This window comes from Vibrio sp. R15-SG3-ISO1B, from assembly GCF_059833835.1.
In genome coordinates, this window is record NZ_JCBDGG010000016.1 from 21755 (window position 1) to 45577 (window position 23823).

At 50.3% G+C, this 23823-nt stretch carries 18 protein-coding genes; 13 read left to right on the forward strand and 5 right to left on the reverse strand.

Annotated elements, in window-relative coordinates:
• Positions 1 to 154: 154 nt before the first annotated feature.
• From AC6R0S_RS05045 to AC6R0S_RS05085, 9 genes are all read left to right on the forward strand, one after another.
• On the forward strand, positions 155 to 1498 hold the full coding sequence (locus tag AC6R0S_RS05045; protein ID WP_500626032.1) for a carbohydrate porin: 1344 nt from the start codon (positions 155 to 157) through the stop codon (positions 1496 to 1498).
• A gap of 162 nt (positions 1499 to 1660) precedes the next feature.
• On the forward strand, positions 1661 to 3661 hold the full coding sequence (locus AC6R0S_RS05050) for a methyl-accepting chemotaxis protein (protein ID WP_500637362.1): 2001 nt from the start codon (positions 1661 to 1663) through the stop codon (positions 3659 to 3661).
• Positions 3662 to 3949: 288 nt separating this feature from the next.
• Complete coding sequence (locus AC6R0S_RS05055; protein ID WP_500632261.1) at positions 3950 to 4957, forward strand: LacI family DNA-binding transcriptional regulator; 1008 nt, start codon at positions 3950 to 3952, stop codon at positions 4955 to 4957.
• 39 nt (positions 4958 to 4996) lie between these two features.
• Positions 4997 to 6241 carry an extracellular solute-binding protein gene (locus AC6R0S_RS05060; protein WP_487903507.1) on the forward strand — a complete coding sequence of 415 codons (1245 nt, stop codon included), beginning with the start codon at positions 4997 to 4999 and terminating at the stop codon, positions 6239 to 6241.
• 88 nt (positions 6242 to 6329) lie between these two features.
• Positions 6330 to 7295 (forward strand): carbohydrate ABC transporter permease, encoded by a 966-nt coding sequence (locus AC6R0S_RS05065; protein WP_420378211.1) that lies wholly within the window; start codon positions 6330 to 6332, stop codon positions 7293 to 7295.
• 2 nt (positions 7296 to 7297) lie between these two features.
• Positions 7298 to 8194 carry a carbohydrate ABC transporter permease gene (locus AC6R0S_RS05070; protein ID WP_334552683.1) on the forward strand — a complete coding sequence of 299 codons (897 nt, stop codon included), beginning with the start codon at positions 7298 to 7300 and terminating at the stop codon, positions 8192 to 8194.
• Between the two features lie 13 nt (positions 8195 to 8207).
• Positions 8208 to 9557: a GH1 family beta-glucosidase gene (locus AC6R0S_RS05075; protein WP_500637363.1), complete on the forward strand. Its 1350-nt coding sequence runs from the start codon at positions 8208 to 8210 to the stop codon at positions 9555 to 9557.
• Complete coding sequence (locus AC6R0S_RS05080; protein WP_500629012.1) at positions 9557 to 10648, forward strand: ABC transporter ATP-binding protein; 1092 nt, start codon at positions 9557 to 9559, stop codon at positions 10646 to 10648. The genes AC6R0S_RS05075 and AC6R0S_RS05080 overlap by 1 nt, the downstream gene beginning before the upstream one ends.
• An 86-nt stretch (positions 10649 to 10734) precedes the next feature.
• Positions 10735 to 13146, forward strand: a complete 2412-nt coding sequence (locus AC6R0S_RS05085) for a glycoside hydrolase family 94 protein (RefSeq protein WP_500637364.1) — start codon at positions 10735 to 10737, stop codon at positions 13144 to 13146.
• A 39-nt stretch (positions 13147 to 13185) separates the two neighbouring features.
• Here the strand turns inward: AC6R0S_RS05085 and AC6R0S_RS05090 are convergent, their stop codons facing one another.
• The gene (locus AC6R0S_RS05090; protein WP_500637365.1) at positions 13186 to 14136 is read right to left on the reverse strand and encodes an aldose 1-epimerase; all 951 of its coding nucleotides are present in this window, start codon (positions 14134 to 14136) and stop codon (positions 13186 to 13188) included.
• Positions 14137 to 14202: 66 nt separating this feature from the next.
• On the opposite strand from AC6R0S_RS05090, the gene AC6R0S_RS05095 reads away from it, so the two are divergent.
• The 4 genes from AC6R0S_RS05095 (at position 14203) to AC6R0S_RS05110 (ending at position 19938) form a co-directional block, all read left to right on the forward strand.
• Entirely contained in the window at positions 14203 to 17295 is a 3093-nt protein-coding gene (locus AC6R0S_RS05095; protein ID WP_500637366.1) for a GH116 family glycosyl hydrolase, read from the forward strand.
• 167 nt (positions 17296 to 17462) lie between these two features.
• A complete protein-coding gene (locus AC6R0S_RS05100) occupies positions 17463 to 18479 on the forward strand; it encodes a LacI family DNA-binding transcriptional regulator (RefSeq protein ID WP_500637367.1) in 1017 nt (338 codons plus the stop codon).
• Positions 18480 to 18541: 62 nt separating this feature from the next.
• Positions 18542 to 19453, forward strand: a complete 912-nt coding sequence (locus tag AC6R0S_RS05105) for a histone deacetylase family protein (protein WP_500637368.1) — start codon at positions 18542 to 18544, stop codon at positions 19451 to 19453.
• Between the two features lie 2 nt (positions 19454 to 19455).
• Positions 19456 to 19938: an NUDIX domain-containing protein gene (locus tag AC6R0S_RS05110; RefSeq protein ID WP_500637369.1), complete on the forward strand. Its 483-nt coding sequence runs from the start codon at positions 19456 to 19458 to the stop codon at positions 19936 to 19938.
• Positions 19939 to 20014: 76 nt separating this feature from the next.
• Here the strand turns inward: AC6R0S_RS05110 and AC6R0S_RS05115 are convergent, their stop codons facing one another.
• The 4 genes from AC6R0S_RS05115 to AC6R0S_RS05130 form a co-directional block, all read right to left on the reverse strand.
• Positions 20015 to 21283 (reverse strand): DUF3526 domain-containing protein, encoded by a 1269-nt coding sequence (locus AC6R0S_RS05115; protein ID WP_500637370.1) that lies wholly within the window; start codon positions 21281 to 21283, stop codon positions 20015 to 20017.
• A complete protein-coding gene (locus AC6R0S_RS05120; RefSeq protein ID WP_500637371.1) occupies positions 21280 to 22716 on the reverse strand; it encodes an ABC transporter permease in 1437 nt (478 codons plus the stop codon). The genes AC6R0S_RS05115 and AC6R0S_RS05120 overlap by 4 nt, the downstream gene beginning before the upstream one ends.
• A gap of 2 nt (positions 22717 to 22718) precedes the next feature.
• On the reverse strand, positions 22719 to 23435 hold the full coding sequence (locus AC6R0S_RS05125; RefSeq protein WP_500637372.1) for an ABC transporter ATP-binding protein: 717 nt from the start codon (positions 23433 to 23435) through the stop codon (positions 22719 to 22721).
• A gap of 130 nt (positions 23436 to 23565) precedes the next feature.
• Positions 23566 to 23793 carry a diguanylate cyclase gene (locus AC6R0S_RS05130; RefSeq protein WP_500637373.1) on the reverse strand — a complete coding sequence of 76 codons (228 nt, stop codon included), beginning with the start codon at positions 23791 to 23793 and terminating at the stop codon, positions 23566 to 23568.
• Positions 23794 to 23823: the final 30 nt, after the last annotated feature.

Sequence of the window (23823 nt, forward strand, 5' to 3'; positions counted from 1 at the left end):
GAAAGTCTTGTTTTAATTTTTAAATCTCTTGAATAGAACAGTTTCATGACGCTTATTTCAATAATCGGATGTGAAGTCGGCAAATATTTTCAAAGGTTTCATTGCTTATTATTTCCCTGAATTAAAACAAACCTAAATTAAATAGGGATATAACATGAAACATTTTAGAGTTTTACCAATAACTTTAGCGGTGGCTTCCACTCTCGCTTCTGCCTCTGTCCTTGCTGCGGAAACCGATATTTCGGCATTAGAGCAACGTATTCAAGAATTAGAGTCTAAGCTGGTTGAAATTGACTACGTCAATGACCAACAACAAGCTGTGTTGACCCCAGATACGCAAGTGCCTCAAGGCATTATCTTCTCAGGTTACGCACGTTATGGCGCGCACCACTCGTCAGGCGACAACCGTTATGTCGAAGTGGGCAGCAGTGGTCGCTCTCTTGGCCGTTTGGGTAACGAAGCGAACGGTGGTGAAGTTCAATTAGCCAAAATCTTCCAAGCAGACAATGGTGCCAAATGGGATTTGGTTTTCATGGTGGATGATTGGAACAACGACCAATGGGGTTCATCAGGCGGCGTGAATTTGAAGAAAATGTATGCCGGCGTCACTAACATTTTTGAAAGCCAACCAGAGCTCTACATGTGGGCGGGTCGTGACTTCCATCAGCGTCCACAACAAGGTTTGAATGATTACTTCTGGATGTCTCATGATGGCCAAGGCGCGGGCTTCAACAACCTAAACTTGGGTGGCGTGAAGTTGGATATGGGCTTTGTTGGTGCAGTGGACAGCTCCGACGGGGCATTAGGCAACGATGCAGGCCGCTACGCTATTACGTCAAAGTTACATGGAATCAATTTGGGTTTCGGCAATCTAGACCTTTACGCGAACTATGGTTTTGCTTCTAGTGAAGCCAACAGCTCAGCGAGTGAGGAAATCGTGATTGACGAAGATGGCGACATTGTTGTGAAGAAAAATCCTGCAGTAAACGTTGAAGATGAAACCGCTTGGCAAGTCGGTGCCGTACTTGGCCTAGGTAGCTCTAATAAGTTAGTGATGAAATACGCCGATGGCGCTGACAACTCGGTATTCGAGCTAGCAGGTGATAAGCAGGTCTTCTACGCAAGTGTCGAAGGGGGCTACAAAGCGTCTGAGCAATTTATTATCGATTACTTAGTGTCGTACAAAGATATTTCAGGTGCTGATACCGATGAGAAAAGCGAATACGCCGGTATCGTTCGTCCACAGTATCAATGGGATGACGTTCATTCAACATGGCTAGAAGCTGGTTATGCGATGGAAGATTGGGACGATGGCAGTGAGAAAACCGGTTGGAAAGTGACATTATCTCAAAACGTGTCACTGGGAGGCTTGCCTTGGAGCCGTCCGATGCTGCGCTTCTATACAACAGTTGGCGATGTAGAAACGACTGGCTCAGCGGGTGATAAAACAACCGCAGACACCGTGGCTGTCGGTGCCATGTTCGAAGCGTGGTGGTAAGCCTAGGGTAATTTACTGTCCAACTTATTGGTCCCACAAGGCAGATTGGTGGGACCGGGTCGACCAGCCAATTTAACTCCAGTTTGGGCACAGTTTTGTGCCCATTTTTTATCCTTGTCAAACACCGAAGTGTTCTAGATTCGGTCAAGAACGGGTGAACCTATGCCATTTCAAACCCTTGTGTCACGCCTCTATTTGGGCTTTATCTGCTTGATTGCGATTATGGTCGGATCGGCGTGGCTCTCTGTACACAGTAGCCAAGATGTCACAGATAAGATGGAGTCGATTACACGTGATACGACGCCATTGATGTTGCGCTCTGCGCAGTTGACCATCGATTTTCTTAATATCAATCGTAGTCTTACGCCCTTTTTATCGGCTCAATATTTGGATGAGTTGCCCCCTTTTGAAGAGCGGATAGCCGTCAATCGAGATGTCTATCTGAGTCAGTTGGAGTGGTTTGAATCGGCAGCGCAGCATCAACCTCAGCTCATGCCATTCCTCACACCCGTCAGAGAACAAGGGCAATTGGCGCTCGGTGGTTTGGAAGCAGTGATGGGTGCCTATACCGATGTGCTTGATGCGCAAGATCGCAGTGACTATCTTCAATCTCAATTCCAACAACTGATGACGCAGTTGAGTAACTCGCTTCAACGTGCGCGTACACGAGCGCAATCAGAGTCAGCTCAGCGAGCGTTGGATGGAGTGACCAGTCAAGTGTCGTTGCTGGGCAATGAAGCGAATGAGGTCTACAAGCAGAAAGACATGACAGAGCTGCGCTCAGTGGCGCGACGTTTTACGACGCGTCAACGTTATTTGGAGGAGAGCGAACAAGCCTTAACCGCGGTTGCGCCAAAGGTCTATCAAACGCTAGAAGGTACTTTACAGCGCCTAAAGCTACATGCGTTTTCTCAAGAGGGTGCAGTGCATTGGCACCTGCAAACCGTAGAGCAGGCAGAACAATTGCGACAACTACGTCAGGAATTGGAACAAGCCATTGATCGCCAGCTCGAGCATATCGATGGCTTGTCACGCTTTGCCAATCAGGTCGCCAATGACTTGTATGAAGAGGCAAAATCGGCCACCGAGGCAACACAAACCTTGTTTATCGGCATCTCGTTTGGCTCTATCGTTGTTGCGCTTGTGTTGGGTTTGAGTTTTGCCAGTATGGTGCGCAGGCCAACACGGCTCTTACTGGGGGCACTCGATGCCATCGCGCAGAAAGATCTTACGTCTGATGTCGATTATTCAGCCCGCAACGAGTTTGGCCAGGTGGCGCAAAAGGTCAATGTCGTGGTGCGTCATCTGTCGGAGATGATTGAGCGTATTCGTCAATCCAGTGCGCAGGTCAATGAGGCATCACTCTCCAACCAAACCATTAGCGCAGAGCTCAATCAAGCGATCAGTCAACAGACAGAGCAAACGCTATTGGTAGCGACGGCGATGGAGCAAATCGAGTGCTCGGTGACAGACATCGCGAGCTCAGCAGAGCAGACGCTCTCCCTCGTCACTGGCGCCGTTGAGCACTCCCAGCACGCGCAGACAGAGATGAATAGCAATGTGGCGATGTTGGAATCGCTCTCTGAAGAGCTTAACCAAGTCACTGAAACTATTGGAGTACTGGAGGCTGAAAGTGCCAGCATTGAGTCGATATTGGAGGCTATATCCGGTATTTCAGAGCAGACCAATTTACTTGCGCTGAATGCGGCGATTGAAGCCGCGCGCGCCGGTGAGCATGGCCGAGGGTTCTCTGTGGTGGCCGATGAAGTGCGGGTTTTAGCAGCGCAGACCACCAGCAGCGCCAAAGAGATTCAAAACAAAATTGAGCGATTGCAACAGCGCTCGGATCTCGCTAGTCAACAAATTGCCAGTTGTTTGAATGGGATGGGGCAGAGCATGCAGCAAACCGAGCGAGTCAATGCGCGACTGCATGAAGTGCATAGCCGATTGGATCAGGTCTCTCAGCGCAGCCATCAAATCGCGTGTGCGACAACGGAGCACCAGTCGGTGGCCAGTGATGTCACTAAGAACGTCAGTCACATTCACTCCTTAGCAGAGCAAAATTTAGATCGCTCACACCAACTCGCGACTCAAGGAAAAGAATTGGAACAACTGGCGCAAGTGCAATTTGAATTAACGGCCAGCTTTATATTGCGCCATTAATTTCACTATTAAGTATTATATTAGAGAGGTATTTGCCTCTCTTTTTTTATTTTATGCCCCATAAAAACACATGCTATTAGGCTATTTTCTGGCCTGATAAATAAAAGATGTGTGGTTATTTCATGAAACTGTTTCATGGCGACGATTGAAACTGTAGCGGCTCTCTATTTTTCCAAAACCGCCATTTTTTTCCAAAAATTAGTGTGATGACACTCACTCATTCCTCCCTTCAACTACGGAATACTCAGCCTGTAAGCGGTTTCAAGTCAAAGCAGTATTGAGGTTTCAGTGGCAACAATTAAACACGTTTCCGAGCATGCGGGGGTTTCTCAGGCGACGGTATCTCGAGTCATTAACGGTACCAGTCGCGTGAGTCACGACAAGAAGCTCAAGGTGGAAAAAGCGATCAAAGAGCTGGGCTATCGTCCCAATTCGATTGCTCAAGCCTTAGCGTCGAGTCGTACCGGTAGCGTTGGGATTGTTGTACCGGAGCTAGGTGGGCCTTTCTTCTCGGGCATTCTCCATTGTCTAGAGGAAAACCTGCGCCGCTTTGGTTATCACGCAGTGGTGACAGCTGGCTCAAACACGGAGCAGGGGCAACGTGAGTCAGTGGAGTTTTTGCTAGGACGTAGGGTCGATGCATTAATTCTTCATGTTCAACACCTGTGTGATGACTATCTGATCGCTCTGGAAGAACAAGGGATTCCTGTTGTGTTAGTGAACCGTTTTATTCCAGAGATGTATCAGAGCTGCATCGATATTGACAACGAGTTGGGGGGCAAACTGGCGACTCAATATCTTTTGCAGCAGGGGCACACCGAGATTGCTTGTATCACAGGGCCTTTGGATAAGTCAGACGCACGGGGGCGTTTGCAGGGTTACCGAAGTGCACTGGAGGAAGCAGGCTTGGAGTACAACGAAGCGCTGGTCTCGGAGGCAGGGTTTACCGAAGAGACCGGTGTTATCGCCACCAAAAAACTGCTCAAGCGTCGGTGCCGATTCAGCGCGATTTTTGCGTCGAACGATCACATGGCTTTTGGTGCATTTGAGGTGCTACGCAGCGCAGGTTTCTCTATCCCGGAGGAGGTGTCGCTGGTGGGATTTGACGATAACATTTTCGCTCGTTACCTCACCCCATCGTTAACCACAATCAACTTCCCCATTGAGCAAATGAGCATTGAGGCCGTACAGCTCACCTTGCAAAAACTGAACAAAAACAAGCGTGATGTGAATTTCAAACTCAACCCCGCGTTGGTAGTACGAGATTCAGTCAAGGACCTAAACAGTACCCTATAGCACTCGTTTAAACACCAATAACAAGATTAAGGATAAGACATGAAATTTAAGACCTTAGCGCTTTCGAGCGCGGTTGCACTCGGGCTTGCTGCCACAGCGACAGCAGCAGACAGTCAAATTCGCTTTGATGGATTTCCAGATTTTGACAGCAGCTTAAAAGTGCTTCTGCCTGAATTTGAAAAAGAGTCTGGCATCAAGGTCGACTACCTGATGAACAACCATGGTGACCACCACACCAAGTTGACCACCAACTTGGCAACAGGGTCGGGCGCAGGTGATGTGATCGTAGTCGATGTCGAAAAAATCGGTCCGTTTGTTGCTTCTGGCGGTTTGGTGAACTTATCTGAGCAATATGGGGCAGACAAATACGCCGATCGCTTTGCGCCTTATGCATGGACACAAGGCAAGGGCGGTGATGGTGATGTCTACGGTATCCCTGTCGACCTAGGCCCAGGTGTGATGTACTACCGTACGGACATTTTTGAAAACGCCGGTATTGATGTCAATGAAGCCATTAAAGATTGGGATTCTTACATCGCGGCGGGTGAAAAACTGAAAGCACAAAATGTCCAGTTGATTGCCTCTGCAGCGGACGTTGCGCAAGCGATTATCTTTACAACTGTGCCGGAAGGCGAAGGTCTGTACTTTGATGCCAAAGGCGAGCCTGTGGTGACGTCTGAGCGCTTTGTTCATGCGTTCGAAGTGGCGAAGCAGATCCGTGACAAAGGCTTAGATGGCCGTATCTTGGCATGGTCAAACGAGTGGTACGAAGGTTTCCGTAATGGCACATTCGCCACGCAGTTGTCAGGTGCTTGGCTATTGGGTCACCTCAATAACTGGATCGCACCAGACACCGCCGGTAAGTGGGGCGTATCGAACCTACCAGATGGCATCTACGGCAGCTGGGGCGGTTCATTCCTTTCTATTCCGACACAATCGACTAAGCAAGACGAAGCGTGGAAGTTGATTGAATACATGACGACTAACCGTGATGTGCAGCTCAAACACTTTGAAACTATTGCTGCGTTCCCAGCGAACGTGACGACCTACGATGACGATCTGTTCCAAGAAGAAGTGGCCTTCCTCGGTGGACAGAAAGCGCGTTTGTTGTTTGCTGAAGTGGCGAAGAACATCAAGCCAGTGGCGCCAGCAAAAGGTGACCACGTCGCGCGCTCTATCATCTTAGAAAACGCGTTGATGGAAGTGCTGGATGAAGGCAAAGACATCAAAACCGCACTGCAAGAAGCAGAGCGTTTGATCAAGCGTCGTACGCGCAACCTGTAAGTCAACGTTTGTTTTAAGTTTGGGAGACGCAACTCTGCGTCTCCCTAGGTAAGAGGTCGTTACTATGAATCAAGCAGCGAGCAGCGCCATGGAAACTTCAACCGGTCAGAGTCTTTTTTCTCGCCTAAATTTGAAAGCGCTTACACCGTACGGATTCCTATTGCCGTTTTTGATTATTTTTTCTGTATTTGGGATTTTCCCGTTACTTTTTTCTGTTTATCTCTCGTTCCATGAGTGGAACCCAGTCGAAGGACTCGGCGCGATGCAATATGTGGGGTATGAGAACTACTACATCGCATTGACCGACCCGTGGCTTTGGCGCTCATTGAAAAATACGTTGTGGTTAGCCATCACATCCGGTGTGGCTCAGCACCTTGTCGCCATTCCTGTGGCGTACATTTTGGTGTCAATGGGTGACCGTCTTCGTCATTGGTTAACGTCAGCGTATTTTCTGCCGTTTATTACCTCAACCGTTGCGGCATCGCTGATCTTCTTCAACATGTACTCGCCAAACTCCGGCATCATCAACCAAACCTTGATGGCGTTGGCTGACAGTTCTCTGTTTGGCTGGGCGTTCAGTTGGGTCAATGAGTACCAGCCGATTCGTTGGTTAGATGATGCGACTATGGTGAAACCATCGATTGCCATCATGGTGTTTTGGAAATACACCGGTTTCAACATCGTGCTCTACACCACAGGCTTGATGACCATACCCAAAGACATCCTAGAAGCTGCCCGTATGGATGGCGCCAACGCGCTGCGCCGTTTTTGGAACATCTCACTGCCGATGATTCGTCCGTTTGTCTTCTTCGCGGTCACCATGACCATCATCGGTAACCTACAGCTATTTGAAGAACCGTTCGTTCTGACACGTGGTACTGGCGGTACGGGTCAATCGGGCCTCACCATCTCTATGTACCTCTACAAAGTGGGTTGGGAATGGCTAGAGATGGGCACCGCTTCGGCGATTTCCTGGCTGCTGTTTGCCTTGATCGCTGCGTGTACCACGATTCAATTCTTCTTCTTCGGTAAAAAAGGCTTAGGGGAGCAATAACCATGACGACTCACTCTGCGACTTCGCCAGTGTCGATTTGGGCAGCCATCAAGCCCAGCGACCGAGCGATTGAAATTTTCACTAAGGTGCTGATGGTCGTATTGGGCATCATTCTGATTGTCTCTGCGATTGTGACGGTGTTTCCGTTTGTTTGGTCAGCGCTGTTATCCACACGCGACCGCACCGAGATCTTTGGTTCGGGTATCAGCTTTGCCATCGGTGACAGCTTGGCGATCAACTACGCCAAACTGCAAGAGATCATGCCTTTTTGGCAAGCGATGTTTAACTCGATTTATGTCGCCTTTCTAGGCACCACGATTTCGCTGCTGTTTTGTAGCATGGGGGGCTATGCCTTCGCTGTGTTCAAGTTCCGCGGCAAAAATATCCTGTTTGGCATGTTGGTTGGATCCATGATGATCCCGCCCGTACTGAGCTTGATTCCCTACTTTATGATCGTCAAGTTCCTTGGCTTGCTTGACAACCACATGGCGGTTTGGCTGCCGTTTACTACGACGCCGTTTGGTATTTTCTTGATGCGTCAGCACGTTGTGGCCTCGATCCCGAAAGAGTTGCTTGAAGCGGCTAAACTGGATGGAGCGGGGGAGTTTAGAACTTACTGGAGCGTGGTTTTGCCATTGATGAAACCAGCGTTGGCAACATTGGCTATCGTTCAGTTCGTCTTCTTCTGGAATATGTTCATGCAGCCGTTAGTTGTACTGACTACGCCAGAAAACTACGTGATTACTCAAGCCCTGCGCAGTGTGCAAGGGATTCCTAATACGCCATGGGGCGCGGTGATGCTGGGGACCACCATTTCCATTTTGCCTTTGGTGGTGACGTATCTCTTCGCGTCAAAACAGATGATCAGTGGCTTAACGTCGGGTGCAGTAAAAGGTTAGATAAGGTAAGAAAATGAATAAATATCAACTTCCAAGTGACTCAAAATTACGCAGTAAGGAATTTGTCTTTGGTGTGGCGACCTCGTCTTACCAAATCGAAGGTGGCATCCATGAAGGCGGTCGTACGCCCTCTATTTGGGATACCTTTTGCGCCGTGCCTGGCAAAGTCGACAATGGCGACACCGGCGCTGTAGCCTGCGATCACTACCATTTATGGAAACAAGACATTGAGATGATTCATAGTCTCGGTGTGGATGCTTACCGCTTATCCATGGCGTGGCCGCGCATTTTGCCACAAGACGGCGTGGTCAATGAGCAAGGATTGGCGTTCTACGAGCAGATCATCGATGAGTGTCATGCTCGTGGTTTAAAGGTCTATGTCACACTCTATCATTGGGATCTGCCTCAATACCTTGAAGACAAGGGCGGTTGGTTAAATCGTGAAACCGCTTACAAGTTTGCTGAGTATGCTCAAGTTGTCAGTGAGTATTTTGGCAACAAAATTGATGTTTACACTACGCTTAACGAACCGTTTGTTGCCGCTTTTCTCGGCTACCGCTGGGGAATTCATGCACCGGGTATCGAAGGGGACAAAGAGGGCTTTTTAGCGTCTCATCACTTGATGCTTGGCCACGGCTTGGCGATGCCAATCCTGCGCGCCAATGCACCCGCCTCTTTGCATGGCATTGTATTTAACGCGACGCCGTCTTACCCACTAACGCCAGAAGACCAAGGCGCGGCGGATTACTGTGAAGCGGAGAGTTATCACTGGTTCATGGATCCGGTACTCAAAGGGGAGTACCCAGCGGTGGTGATGGAAAAACATGCCGCTAATATGCCGATGATCCTCGATGGTGATTTGGCAGTGATTTCAGCGCCGGTGGACTACGTTGGCCTGAACTACTACAGCCGCAGCGTTGCCCGTTACAACGAGCAAGGTGAGATTGAGACCATCAAGCCGCAAGAGTCGGAGTACACCCACATTGGCTGGGAAATTTATCCGCAAGGTCTCACGGATCTCTTGGTGCGCTTTAAAGAGCGCTACGCCAATCTACCGCCTGTATATATCACAGAAAACGGCGCTGCCGGTGATGATGACGTCTGCGCGGGCCGCGTTGACGACACGCAACGTGTGGCGTACTTCCAATCGCATTTAGAAGCGGTCGACAACGCTATCAAAGCGGGCGTTCGCGTCGATGGTTATTTTGCGTGGAGCCTGATGGATAACTTCGAATGGTCATTTGGCTACCACCAACGTTTCGGCATCGTCCATGTCGATTACCAAACTCAACAAAGAACTTTGAAACAGAGCGCCATTGCCTATCGCAATATGTTGCTAGAGCGCGCTGAGGAGAACAACTAATGGCTAAAGTAGAATTTCGTAACATTAAAAAATCGTTTGGTGATGTGGACGTGGTAAAGCACTTCGATTTTACCGTCAATGATGGTGAGTTTGTGGTGTTCCTTGGCCCTTCTGGCTGCGGTAAATCGACCACGCTGCGCATGCTCGCGGGGTTGGAGAGCATCTCGTCTGGCGATATTTTTGTCGGCGACAAGCTGATGAACAAAATCGATGCCAAAGATCGTGATTTGGCGATGGTGTTTCAAAGCTACGCGCTCTACCCGCACATGACGGTGTACGAGAACATCGCGTTTGCCCTCAAACTAAAAGGGATGAAAAAGCCAGACATCGACGTTGAAGTGCGCAAAGCCGCCAAAATGCTCGAGCTCGAACCTTTGCTTGAGCGTAAACCGAAAGAGTTATCGGGCGGTCAGCGCCAGCGTGTGGCCATGGGGCGCGCTATGGTTCGTACACCTAAGGTGTTCTTATTTGATGAACCGCTATCGAACCTTGATGCGAAGCTTCGCGGTGTGATGCGTGAAGAAATCAAGCAACTGCATCGTGAACTGAAAACCACCACGATTTACGTGACCCACGATCAGATTGAGGCGATGACGCTCGCCGATCGCATCGTCATTCTTAAAGATGGCTATGTGGCGCAGGTCGGTACGCCAACCGAAGTCTTTAAACGCCCTGCCAACAAATTTGTTGCGCAGTTCATCGGAAACCCGTCGATGAACATGTTGGATGCGAAGTTGATTGAAAAGCAAGGGGCGTTCTTTGTTGCCCTTGGCGACGTTGAGATCCCGTTGCCAGAGCGTTTTAAAGCGCACGCGTCGAAAAACCTCGCACTGCACTTTGGCGTGCGCCCAACCGATATCCATTTGCGTGCAGAGCAAGTGGACCACGACCGCGTGCTGCCGATTCCTGTCACCATTAAAGACAAAGAGCTGCTCGGCGCCAGCATTTTGCTGAAAACTGAGGTCAGTGGTCAGCCTTTGATGGTTGAAACCCAAGCGGCAGAAGTGGATGTGAAGGATTTGACTTTATACCTCGATCTCGACGCGATTCATCTGTTTGACGCGCTGAGCGAAAACTCGCTCGCAAGTTAAGGCTGCTACTCACGGCGAATCTAATTCGCTTTATTACACGATTTAATGATTTGCTCCCTCGGTTTGGGGGAGCCAGGGATAGTGACATGAATTTCGGATATTTTGACGACAACAACAAAGAATACGTCGCCACCACACCATGTACGCCAATCAAGTGGTGTAACTACATGGGCACACTCGAGTTTGGCGGCTTGGTCGACAGCAATGGCGGCGTGGTATTGTGTAAAGGTGACCCAGCCCTCAACCGCATCACCAAATACATCGCTCAGTTGCCTAACTCAGAGTTTAAAGGGTCGACCTTATACCTAAAGGTGAAAAACCGCCAAGGCGATGTTCAGGTGTTTTCACCCTTCTATACGCCGACGCTCAAACCTCTCGATAAGTTTGAGAACCATACCGGGCTGTCATACACCACCATCATCGCCGAAGGGTATGGGGTGCGCTGTGAGGCGACCTTCTTTGTACCCAAAGATGCGCCCGTCTTGCTCGAAGACATCCGAATCACCAACATCAGTGACGAGGCTTTGCACGTAGACGTCGTGCCAGTGTTTGAATTTACCCATTTTGATGCCCTTAAGCAGCTCGTCAACGCGGACTGGGTGCCGCAAACGATGACGCTCAACGCGCATCAACAGGCGAGCGGTCATACCGTCTTAGAGCAATACGCATTTATGAAGCGCGATTATGCCGTTAACTTGATGACCGCTGACAGAGTAGCGACCTCATTCGATGGCGACCGCCAAGTGTTTCTCGGTAATCACGGTTATGGCAGTTGGGCCGCGCCAGAAAAGCTGTTTGCAGAGGAACTGGGCAACAGCGAGTGTTTACGTGGCGACAACATCGGCGCGCTCAATTTGCGTTTGGGTTGGATGGAGCCTCAAGCGAGTGAGCGCACCGTCGTGCAACTGACGCAAATGACGAGTTTGGCTGAGGCCGCGCCCATGCTGGAGAAATACCGCGATCACGCCCAAGTGGATAAAGCCTTTGCTGAGCTAGCCGATCATTGGCAAGCTTACCTGGCGACCGTTCAGGTAGAAACGCCCGATCCGGCGATGAACTCGATGCTGAACATCCACAACCCGCGTCAGTGTCATACCACTAAGAACTGGTCACGTTACTTGTCTTTGTATCAGCTTGGCTATGGTGCACGTGGTATTGGTTTTCGTGACTCATCACAAGATACCTTGGGAGTCATTACCCATATGCCGGAAGAGGCGCGTGAGTTTATTGAGCGTCTTTTATCGGTCCAAAACCAAGATGGCTCCGCGATGCACCAGTTCTTTCCCTCTACGATGGAAGCCAATGCCGGTGACTCGCGAGAAGAAGAAGACCGACCGGATTACTATGGCGATGATCACTTGTGGATCATTTATGCCGTCACCCAATACGTCAAAGAGACTGGCAACGGTGCGTTTCTCGACAAATCGATCCCGTTTTATCAAAAAGATAAACAGGGTCATCCGCTTGAATCTGCCTCAGTGTGGGAGCATTTATGCCGAGCGATAGAGTTCACGCGCAGCAATACCGGTCAACATGGATTGCCACTACTGGGTTTTGCAGATTGGAATGACACGGTTAACTTACCCACTGGCGCCGAGTCGATGATGGTCGCCAACATGTACGGTAAAGCGCTGTTGGATATGCTTGATTTGTGTCGCTTGCGGGGTGATGAGCAACGTGCGCAGCAATACCAAGCCCAGTACGAGCAGATGAAATCCACCGTCAATGAGTGTGGATGGGATGGCGAATGGTTTATCCGTTATTTTGATGAGCAAGGCCAGCCGATTGGCTCACACATCAACGCGCAAGGGCAAATCTACACCAATGGTCAAAGCTGGCCAGTGATCTCTGGGTTTGCTGATAGCGAGCGTGCCACCACGGCGCTGAATTCTGTCCACTCGAAACTCAATACCGCCAACGGGATTAAGCTGTCAACACCAGGCTATAACGGCTTTGATCCTAACTTAGGTGGCGTCTCGACGTATCCACCTGGGGCAAAAGAAAATGGCGGCATCTTCCTGCACGCCAACCCTTGGGTGATGATTGCTGAGGCGAAGATGGGCAATGGTGATCGAGCGTATCAGTACTATCGTCAAATCAATCCTGCCTCGAAAAATGATGTGATTGAGACATTCGAATCGGAGCCCTACTGTTACCCACAAAACATTCTGGGTGATGAGCATCCGCAGTTTGGATTGGGACGTAATGCTTGGCTATCGGGCACTTCGTCTTGGACTTACGTCGCGGGCACACAGTGGATTTTGGGCGTAAGACCAGACATCGATGGATTGATCATCGATCCCTGCATTCCCAAAGCGTGGCCAGAATTTCGTGTGACTCGACAATTTCGCGGCGCCACGTACCACATCCATGTCGATAACCCTAACCGGGTGAGTAAGGGGGTGGCTGAGTTACGTGTCAACGGTGAACGTGTCGAGGGCAATAAAGTGCCCGTATTGGCGGCGGGTGACCACCGCATTGAGGTGACGCTAGGCTAACCAATGCTCGGGGAGGTTAGCCTCCCCGACGATGGTACATCAGCGCCGTGGCTGATAGTGCGCGTGGCATTGCCACTCAAACTGCGCGGTTTGCTCGGGGTTAAGTTCCAATAAACCGATGTGATTGTTAAACGCATCAGCAGGGCATGACATAGGTTCAATTGCAATACTCGGCTCCGACGCTGGCGTGTAGAGCTGAATAAAAGGGTAATTTGCCCCTTGCTGGTAGTCGAGACGGGCTTGTTGATCCGCTCGGGTTAGGGTTAGCGATTGATCACTGCTTTGATGAAATCGATAGCAATGATTGAGTGTGACATCGGCGAGCGTCGTTGGGCTACTGAGGGCGGTGTTGCTCGTGTATTCGCCGGTGGGTAAATCATCGCGGTGTACGACCTCTTGATGAGGGCTTAGGCTCAGTTGGCACTGCGCCAGTGAATCACCGAGCGAAAAATAAGGATGCCAAGCATCGCCATAAGGGAAAGGGGATTCGCCGGTGTTGGTGATCTCGGTATAACAGCGAAGGCGGCCAGTCTCATCAATGTGATAGCAGACGTCGAGCCGGAAAGCGAACGGAAAACCGTCGGCAAGATGGTCGGTCTCATAGCGAAAACGCGCCGTGGCGAAGTGCTCTTGTGCATCGGTCTCAACCACATGAAACGGTTGATTGTAAAGTAGGCCATGTACGGCATGTTCAGACCAAGGAAAGTTCGCCGGTAATCTGTAGTCATGCCCTCGGTAGTGATATTGACCGTTTTTTAGGCGGTTAGGGAAGGGAAACAGTTTGGCACTACGAGAGAAAAAAGGGTGAGATTGAATCACATTTTGACTGTCTTGGTAGCCAACAATAAATGAGAAAGGACTATGATTGACCCGATATTGGTTAATAATGGCACCAAAGTCTTGAATAATTTCGACGCAGATGCCGAGTTTTGAATTTAAGAGTGTTGTGGAGTGAAAATCTCCAAATTTCCCTTTAACGATTTTAAACATATTAATATCTCCTTTGAAGAGGATATTAATTGATGAATATAAATATTCAATGTTGGTTTTCACATTATGATAAATAAAATTCCATACACTTCATATTTTGGTCCATCGGACGTTCTGTGCAGTAAAGGCAACGCCGCTGAATTTATCCAGCCTTGGTATACGCCTATCTCAACCACCCCTGAAAATACGGGGATGGCGGTGGGTGGTATTGGCAACACTTTCACCTTAACGCCGCAAGGTAAAACGCCAAACTTTAGTTTCATTCCTGGTATATTTATTGATTGCCAAGAGGATGATGTCTATTTCAACGATTTCTATATTTCTGTGATGGATGAACATCACGTTGAGAATCTGGACATATCGGATTTTTCTGAAGCGAAACTGTATTTAAATTACTATCCGGCGATATTTTTACGTGAGATATCACAATGTAATAATAAAGATGAGCTACTATCCTTAATTAGGGAAACCATTTTGTCTGGTCAGTTCTACTTGATCAACAAAGAGTACTTCCTACGCTGGAATATTGAATTTAGCGCCGCAACACACCAGGCAATTCAGGCTGACGAGACAAGCGTTGAGGCTCAGCTACTGGTCGCGATCGACTTTTTTAATGGTTTGTTGGTTAATAGGTCGACCCACGCGTGGTCATTGACACCGCAACGCGGCGCAATGGTGCCCTCTGTTGACGCCAGTCGAGTGCATTATCGGGCGCTGTATCCGTTGGCGGAGTATGACTATCATGGACTCTGTGATATTGAGTTAACTCGCCAAGTGGTCTCTCCTGTGGTCAAAGATGCCCCAGAACTTTGCAGTCTACCTTTGCACTGGAACCAATTTCAGCTCACCAACCGCAGCAATAAAGCTCAGTGGGTCACCGTGGTCCAGCCGCTGAATAACTTGATGGGAGCGACCTACCAAAAGGCACGAGATGGCGTACAAGATTCCTGTTGTCACTTGGTGCAAAACCCGATTGGGCATCAGCATCAACCGATTGTGCTTGATCAAGGTGAGACGCAGTTCAGTGGTGTGCGCTTGGCGTCCAACTCACCGTATGCCAGTGATATTGAAGGCGAAGTGATTTACGGCGTTCAAGCGTCAGCGAGCACAGTTCAAGCGGGCAAGATAACCGTGTCGCTTAAGTCACAGGTTTACGCCAGCAAGGCGCAGCAACAAGTATGGCGTGCACTGCATACAGGGCGAACCAATGATCATTTTGACCGCGGTATCTACAGTGGCCGTGAGCCACTCAGTGCTCTAGTTTGTGTTCAGGTGAAGCTTGAGCCGGGTGAAACGCAATCGCTGCGTTTCGCGCAAGTGATGGATCACAGCAAAATCCTTCTCGACGGTTGGCAAAGTCACAAAGCGTACGCTCGCTACTTCCCTGAGCCATCGCGCGCTGAAACGATATTAACCCAGACCTTGCCTAAGCTTTCAGAGATAGAGCAGCGTATTGTCACCCAGCAACAAGACTTTTATGACCAGGCAGTGGCCAAGTTTAGTGGCCAAGAGAGTGCCCTGCGTTACGCGACGATGGCGATGAATAGCCTCTCGTTTCTAGCGGAATCAACCGTGTGGGACGTCGAAGATACCTTGCTGGTCAAAGAGTGTGTCGATTATCCCTTCTTTAACTCACTGGATGTTTATTTTTACGGTTCGTTCTCACTGCTGTATTTGTTGCCACAACTCGATGGGGCGGTGATGAAGCATTTTGCGCGGGCAATTTTAGCCAGTGACAATACTCTGCGGCGCTATTGGGAGTATGAAGACAAACCTTACGCTGAGCTGGTTGACGAAAAATACCAAGGGACACGTGCCGAGCGCGGCGCGGTGATCCACGATCTTGGCAGCCCTTACGATATTCAGCCAGATGCCTACAGTTGGCATAACGTCAAAGAGTGGAAGGATCTCGCACCTAAATACATCCTGATGGTCTACCGCCACTGGCAGAAAACCGGCGATCAGGCGGTGGTGGAACAGTGCTGGCCGGCGGTGAAAGAGAGCATCGAGTACCTCAGTCAACTGATTGGCCCCGGTGAGGATCTACCTTTGACGCGTGGCACGGACGATACGTTTGATAACCTTTCGTCTCATGGCATCTCTATCTACTGTGGTAGCTTATGGGCAGCAGGGCTGCGCGCGGCAGCTGAGTTAGCTCAATGTGTTGGTGAGACGGCGGTGAGCGAGGGTTACAATGAACGTAGCGAGCGCGCTTTGGCAACCCTCGAACGTGCCTTATGGGATGAGAAGCAAGGCTATTACCACTTTTTCGTTACGCCGGTCCAAGCCAAGCATCTGACAGGAGAAGGTTTGGCTGAGCTACAAGGATTGGGGTTAGCGGTGAGTGGTGACGCAGTGGACGATGCCGCGGTGTTGAACGCGTATCTTGATGAGATCGACGAGGCGAGTGACGATGGCCAAAGGGCGCAGCGTAAAGTGAAGAAGCAGCGGTTATTGAGCCGCGTACCCACCGCCTTTACCCCTCAGTTTGCTGAGCTGGTGGAGGATTCAGATAACAGTTTTGGTGATGCGTTACTGGCTGACAGCTACCTGCAATTGGTGGGGCTACCTCGCTTGTTTGCGCCGCAGCGGACTGAGCGAACTTTGGATTTTATCTACCAAACTAACTTTGTTGCCAACAGTCCTAAGCTGGGGGTGGCGAATATGACCTTAGCGGACGGGCGTCCTCACGAGGCATTCCAAGCGCAAGATGTCTGGATTGGTGTGCAATTCAGTGTTGCCACCGCGCTGCGTTTGGCGGGTAAGCAAACGCAAGCGGAAACCTTGATGGATACCGTCTATCAGGCGCTATACCAAATGGCGAAGATTCCTTTCGCCGCGCCAGAGGGTTTCAATTGCTCGGTCGTGGTGACGCCAGAGTCGATGGCGCAGCGATTTGACATCGATAAGACTCGCGCTCAGCAGTGGGTATCGTATTTGCAACACTTAGGTCATCTACTTAGCGATGGGCGTGTGAATCCAAATCTGACGGATGATGCCGATGCGTTTATTCGCTCTCTCGCGTCTGACGAGTTTGCTGCTAAGGATAATTGGCCGGATCACGCTGAGTTGCATAAGTGGTTACTCAGCACGGGGTTAAAGTACACCGCAGGGCGATACTTCAGACCGGGAATGATTTTCGCTTATCTGTACCAATAATGAGGGACGCGCATACGTGGGCGCAGGCAGAGCGATGTCATATCTGGTTGCCATTGAGTTTTGCCTGAACCTCACAAAGCCGCAATCGTTGGGATTGAGTACACGACTCAGTCCCATTATAGTTCAGCCACTTACGGTGAGTGACTCATGATGAGCCGAGCAACCTTATGACAAACAAGAAGAAAAAATCCCCCACGGTGTACGATGTCGCGACGTTGGCTGGCGTCTCGCCTAGTACGGTGTCGCGTTTTTTAAATCGCACCACCTATGTTTCTGATGACAAGAGCCACAAGATCGAGCAGGCGATCACCACGTTGGGCTACAAGCCCAATTTTCATATGCAGCAAAGCACGACTCGTCGCTCGATGACGATTGGTGTGCTGATTCAGCATCCAGACAGTCCTTACACCAGTCGTATTCTCAATGACATGGAGAACGTATTGCTGGCGCAAGGCTACTCCTTGGTTTTAGCGACTGGACATTGGCAAAATAAGCTTGAGGTTCATGCGCTTGAGTACCTGATGAAAAGCAACGTCGATGGCATCATCATTGTGACGGGCAATTTGAGCGAGCAGTCGATTCTCACCACGGCGAAATCCATTCCGGTTGTCGCGGTAGGTTATGACATTCAAGGGGAGAACGTTCGCTCCTTGAATCTAGATAATGTACTGGGCGGATATATTGCAACGTTGCACCTGTTGCAACTTGGCCATGTGAATATTGCCCACATTAAAGGGCTCTCCAGTCAACCAGATTCGGGGGCACGCTTTGCCGGTTACAAGAAAGCGTTAACTGAAGCGCAAATCAAACCCAATCCAAAATTGATCAAACAGGGCGATTTCAGCTCTGAAACAGGGTATGAGAAAACGGTTGAGCTAATTGAATCTAAAGTGCATTTCTCTGCGTTGTTTGCCGCTAATGATCAAACGGCCTATGGCGCAATGAAAGCCCTAACTGACCACGGTTTTAGAGTGCCAGAGGATGTCTCCATCGTCGGTTTTGATGATTTGCCCACCTCTCAATACTTTACGCCCGCTTTAACAACATTGCGTCAGCCGATTGAAGAGATTGGCGCCGTCTCTGCGCGTTCGATGTTGAACTTGTTGTCAGGTGAACGACATGAGACTCGTTTACCACCGATAGACTTGATGATTCGACAATCCACCAAGTCCATCTATCGATAGTCGTTTTCCCTGCGCCCGTGAGCTGCTAGCATGGGCGTTATGGTTACGTGTTTGTTGTCCTCATGATCCCCCTGATATACCACCCGATCTACTCCGATTTACCCTTGCCTGACGGGCATCGCTACCCGATCAACAAATATCGCTATCTGTATGAGGCGATACGCAAGCAAACGCCTTGGCAACACCGTATCGATTGGGTGACGCCCAGTGCCATCACGATGGAGGAAGCCGCGCGTACCCATTGCGGCCAATATCTTGATCTCTTGTGTCGCGGCGCACTGCCTGCTGCCAAAATGCGACGTATTGGCTTTCCTTGGAGTGAGCAACTGATCACTCGCACCCTCACTTCGGCAGGGGGTACCAGTGCAACGGTGGATGCGGCGCTAGAGCGAGGCGTGGCGATTCATTTGAGCGGTGGCTACCATCACGCGCACTATGATTTTGGTAGCGGGTTTTGTCTGATCAACGATTTGGTGATCGCGGCCAAACGAGTCTTGACCAATGAGCATGTGGATACTGTGCTTATTGTTGATAGCGATGTGCATCACGGCGATGGCACGGCGACCTTGTGTCGAGATGAGGCGGAGATCATTACCCTATCGTTTCATTGCGATAAGAACTTTCCGGCGCGCAAACCGGATTCTAATCTCGATGTGGCGCTTTCAAAGGGCACAGACGATGCGACATTTTTAAGTCACTTTACTAGCGTGGTTGAGATGGCTGTGAATCTGCATCAGCCTGATTTTATTCTCTATGATGCCGGTGTGGATATTCACCAAGAGGATGAACTGGGGTATTTTAATGTCTCAACACAGGCGATATATCAACGAGATAGAGCTATGTTTGAAGTAGCGACGAGGCGAGGTGTGCCGATTGCCTGCGTTGTCGGTGGTGGTTATCGCACTCGTCATGAGGATTTAGTGCCGATACACATGCAGCTGATTCAAGCTGCAATGGATGTTTACAAGGATTAGTCATGGAACACAGGATACGTGCCGCGGGCATACTGGTCGATCAAGGCGCCGTGTTGTTGCTCAGAGTCAACGATTTTACCGGTGAATACTGGATACCGCCGGGTGGCGGCATGGAATCGGTTGACCGCAGCACTAAGGCGTGTGTTGAACGTGAATTCGCTGAAGAGACAGGGCTGAGCGTGAAAGTGGGTGAGCTAGTGTGCGTGCGAGAGTTTCTGGAAACGGAAAACCATCGCTACCATGCCGAGTTCTTTTATCACATCACGCATTATCAAGGCACTCCGAACTTAGAGAACCTTAAAGGGCTGAATGACGAGCAGTTTATTCAAAGCGTCGAGTGGGTGCCGATTGAACAGTTGGCAGAGAAGCGTCTCTATCCAGTGGAGCTTAAACACAAGTTGTTGGCGCTGATTGAAAGTGAACACTACGCCATGCATCTCGGCTCTTACATTCAAGGATCGTTTGAAGACATTAATCAGCTTTAACTGAGCAGATTTATGAAAAAGGCGCAGGCAAGTGATTGCTCTGCGCCTTTTTTGTCGCTCATTGGCTGAGTGAGCTTTAACCCTCGTCAGAGAATACCGGCATGGCCTTAAGTTCATCATGGCTAAATGGTGCGTCGCCAAACAGCAGCGGGTAGTAGAAGTGTCTGAGCGATTGGTGGAAATTGCGCACACGTTGCTCATAGCGCATGCTCGCTTTAACATCGGTGTTCGCCAGCGATGTCATCCAACGTTGGGTGAGCGTTGAAGGCGAAAGCCACGCTGCATAGCCAGCGGCGGCATCACGTTCGCGTAGCGTTTGGCGATACGCTTGTGACAGTGGCGCGGCTTTTTGATCGCCGACTTGCTGAAACGCGTAGTACCATTTCCATTCAAACAGAGATTGCATATCGGTTGCTTGCGCCCATTCTGGGTGGGTAGTTAAGAATGACGCCCAAGTATCAGAAAAGGGTTTGTCCCACGCACCGTTTACCTCTTCGCGTTGCAGCAGTACGATGTCGCCGCCACTTGGACCTGTGATGGTGTGGTTAATCACGCTATCACTGACCACGGGCACCACCACCGTCGAGGCTAACCAAATACCAAGCAAAGCTGAGGCAATGCGCGCCGAGCGCTGACCTTTCTGTGTGAGTGTTTTTCCGATGAGTAAGGTCAACCATGCCCAAAACGCGAGGTGGACAAGCACGATGGCCATCACCGCGAGGACTTGGGTGATGGGCACTGCCATCGTCCATGCACCAAGACCAAAGGGGAGCAACAGTGCCAGCGCGAGCCCCGTGCAGTGAATCAACGCACGCGCCGCCCATAGCGAGCCTTGACGTTTAGCGCTCACTAACAGCAGATCGTAGCGACCCGCTTCGCGCTCTCCCGCCCGTAAATCATGGAGCAACAGAATCACAAACAGAGGCAGTAGTATGCTGACAATAAACGCAAAATCGAAAAAGCCTGCCAAGGAGAGTTCCGGGTTTTGTGCGTCGGTTTCGTAGATCTGCCCTTCGAGCGCTAGCATGCGGATGCGGTGCTTCCAAGACGTCACATCACGCTGGCCCATGGCAGCAAAGGCAAGCGGCTGAGGCTCAGAGTAGGTGAGGTGGAAGCTGTAGTAAGCGGCGCTGCCGTAGTCGTGCTGCTCGGCGAGAATGTGTTCGCGCTCTGTGGCATCCTTTGCCTGCAAGCGAACCAAGGTCTCTTGCTGCTCACGAATTTCATTTACGCCACTAACGATGGCAAAGCTCGTCAGGGCAAACACAACCAGCAAAAAGCCGACAACGTAACCTTGTTTAGCGAGAAAACGGGTTTCACGGATGAGATCCGTTAAAGACATCATGACATCAATCTCCTAGTCGCGAAACGGATAAGGCCCGCCAGAATCAGTAACCAAAGTCCCATTTGCAACGCATATCGCAGACTTTGGGCGAGGCGGGCGTTGGGCGCTTGTGGCGTAAAAGTAAAAGAGGAGAGCACTTGCCAGTGGTGAGCGTCGACGCGCGCGGCTTTGGCTGTCGCGTCGTCTTTATAGCGGTTCACGTCAGTTTGGTAGTCAAGATCGTGCAGGTGGACGTGGTTTAGGGCTTGAACGAACTCAAAACGCAGATCTTCGGCTTGGCGTAAAAAGCGATGGTGCGTTTCCAAGTTGGTACCGGCCAGCATCATCGAGAGATTAGCCATGGAGACCGTTGGCGATAACCACCCAAATTGGCGCGCAATGTTCGCTTGGTTTTGCTCTTTGTCCATGTTGTCTTCGGCGTAGCGATTGAGCACCTTAGTCAGTTTCTCTTCTGAATACGCGGCGACGGCGCCGCGAAAGTTGACTGGCAACTCGGCGATGTCGTCCACTTGGTATTGCTCAAGGAGATCGCGTTTGAGTTTTTCAAAGGCAGGGTCAGCGGCGTTGTGTCCGTCGCCAAGCTGACGCAGCTCCTCAATCACGCCAAAATCTGTCTCCAATTTGCCCATCGCCGGCGCCAGTGTGGCGGCACTTGAACTGGCAATGCGTGGCATCAACACAGCAAATACTACCCATAGGATAATCAATATGGCGAAGCTGGCGTGACTGCGTTGACTCATGCTCGAGACCCACAGCACCAGCGCGCTCCAAATGACGATGTAGCCAAGGTAACCGGCGATAAAGGCGCTGCTGGTCAAAATACTTTCACCCTCGCCAATGGCGAGCAGACTCGCAACAATCAAGGGTAATAACATGACGACTCCGGCCAAGACCAGTGCCAGGAACTTACCACTCAGCAGTTGACGAGCGTTCACCCCTTGCGTGATGAGTACGGTCAAGGTACCGGCCTCTTTTTCCCGTGTGACGCAGCTGTAACCGACCAAAACAATCAGCAGTGGCAACAGCACCTGGACCAAAAAGGCAGGAGACAGAGAACTAAAGCGTGTCATGCCGCTAGACTGGTTTTGCTCAGCGAACATCGCGGTGTTTTGGCGGTGGCCCTCAAGAAAAATCGCATGACCCGTGTACGCATCAACGCCAGGATCCAGTGCACTCAATGGTGTGGGATTACGAAACACGTAGTGACCGTAATGGACCATTCGATGTGGATGACGGTCAGGTTGGGCCATAAATTGGGATTCAGAGTACTGCTGAAGTTGGCGACGCTCAGCATCGGCGTGTTGTGTCTCAACATGATTGACCACCACAGATGCCAGAGTGAGTAATACGCCGATCACCAGCACCGTAGCGGCGACTTTGCTACGACGCCAAAAACGCCACTCATCGAACAGAATAAGGGAGAGAGTTTTCATGCTTAGCCCCTTTGTGCGAACGCGGCGTGGACTTGCTCGGTGTCGATGCTGCCTTGTTCTGATCGCTCAAATACACCGACAATACGTCCTTTGTCCAATAGGCCGATTCGGTCGGCCACTTGGCATGCGCCGTAGACATCGTGGGTAACCATAAACACCGTCGTGCCTTGTTTAGCAAGCGCACTGATCAACTGGTTGAACTCGTCAATGGCTCTTGGATCTAGGCCTGATGTTGGCTCATCAAGAAACAGCACGGGCGCTTCACGCAGCAGCGCGAGGGCGATCGCGGTTTTTTGTCGCATTCCTTTGGAATAGCTGGAGAGACGTTGATGCCAGGCATTGGGCTGGAGCGCCACTTGTGCAAGAGCTTGTTCCACCTCAGGAAGTGAGCGAGTGACGCCCGAGAGAGACAAAAAGTAGTCGATGTTTTCAAGGCCGCTTAAATGCCCATACAGCATGACGGATTCAGGCAAGTAAGCGACTTTACTACGAATCTCATCAATATGAGTGGTGGTTGAGAGACCGAGTACCTCGGCATGGCCTGATGATGGCGTGACGGTGCCTAAAAAGGTTTTGAGCGTTGTTGATTTGCCGGCGCCATTGCCACCGAGCAAAGCAAAGACTTCCCCTTGTTGGACGCTAAAGTGAACATCATTGAGAACCGGATTGTGTGCGAACTCGACGCACAGAGCGTTGGCGACGACCACGGGTTGTGTCATGGGAGTTCTCCAAGTTGGTTAATGAGAATTGGTCGCAAATGTTATGTTGTAACGTATTTGCAATCAAGTGGATTAAGTCCACATTCTCATCGTTATTTATCGACTCTAGGGATACCGTGGCTCGAAACCATCAGTCAGAGGCGATTACGACGCGGTTGCGTCCTTGGTCTTTGGCTTGATAGAGCGCATGATCAGCGCGAGAGAGAAGGGTGTTGATGTCATCGCCATTGTGGTATCTGGCGACACCGATACTGATGGTCAATGCGGGAATGTCGGTGAAGGAGAAGGTCGCGACGACATCACGTAGTCGCACAACTTTTCCTATCTTGCTTGTAAATCGCGCTAGCGAGCTGAGCATTTCGTTTGGTCGCTAATCGACGATATTTAG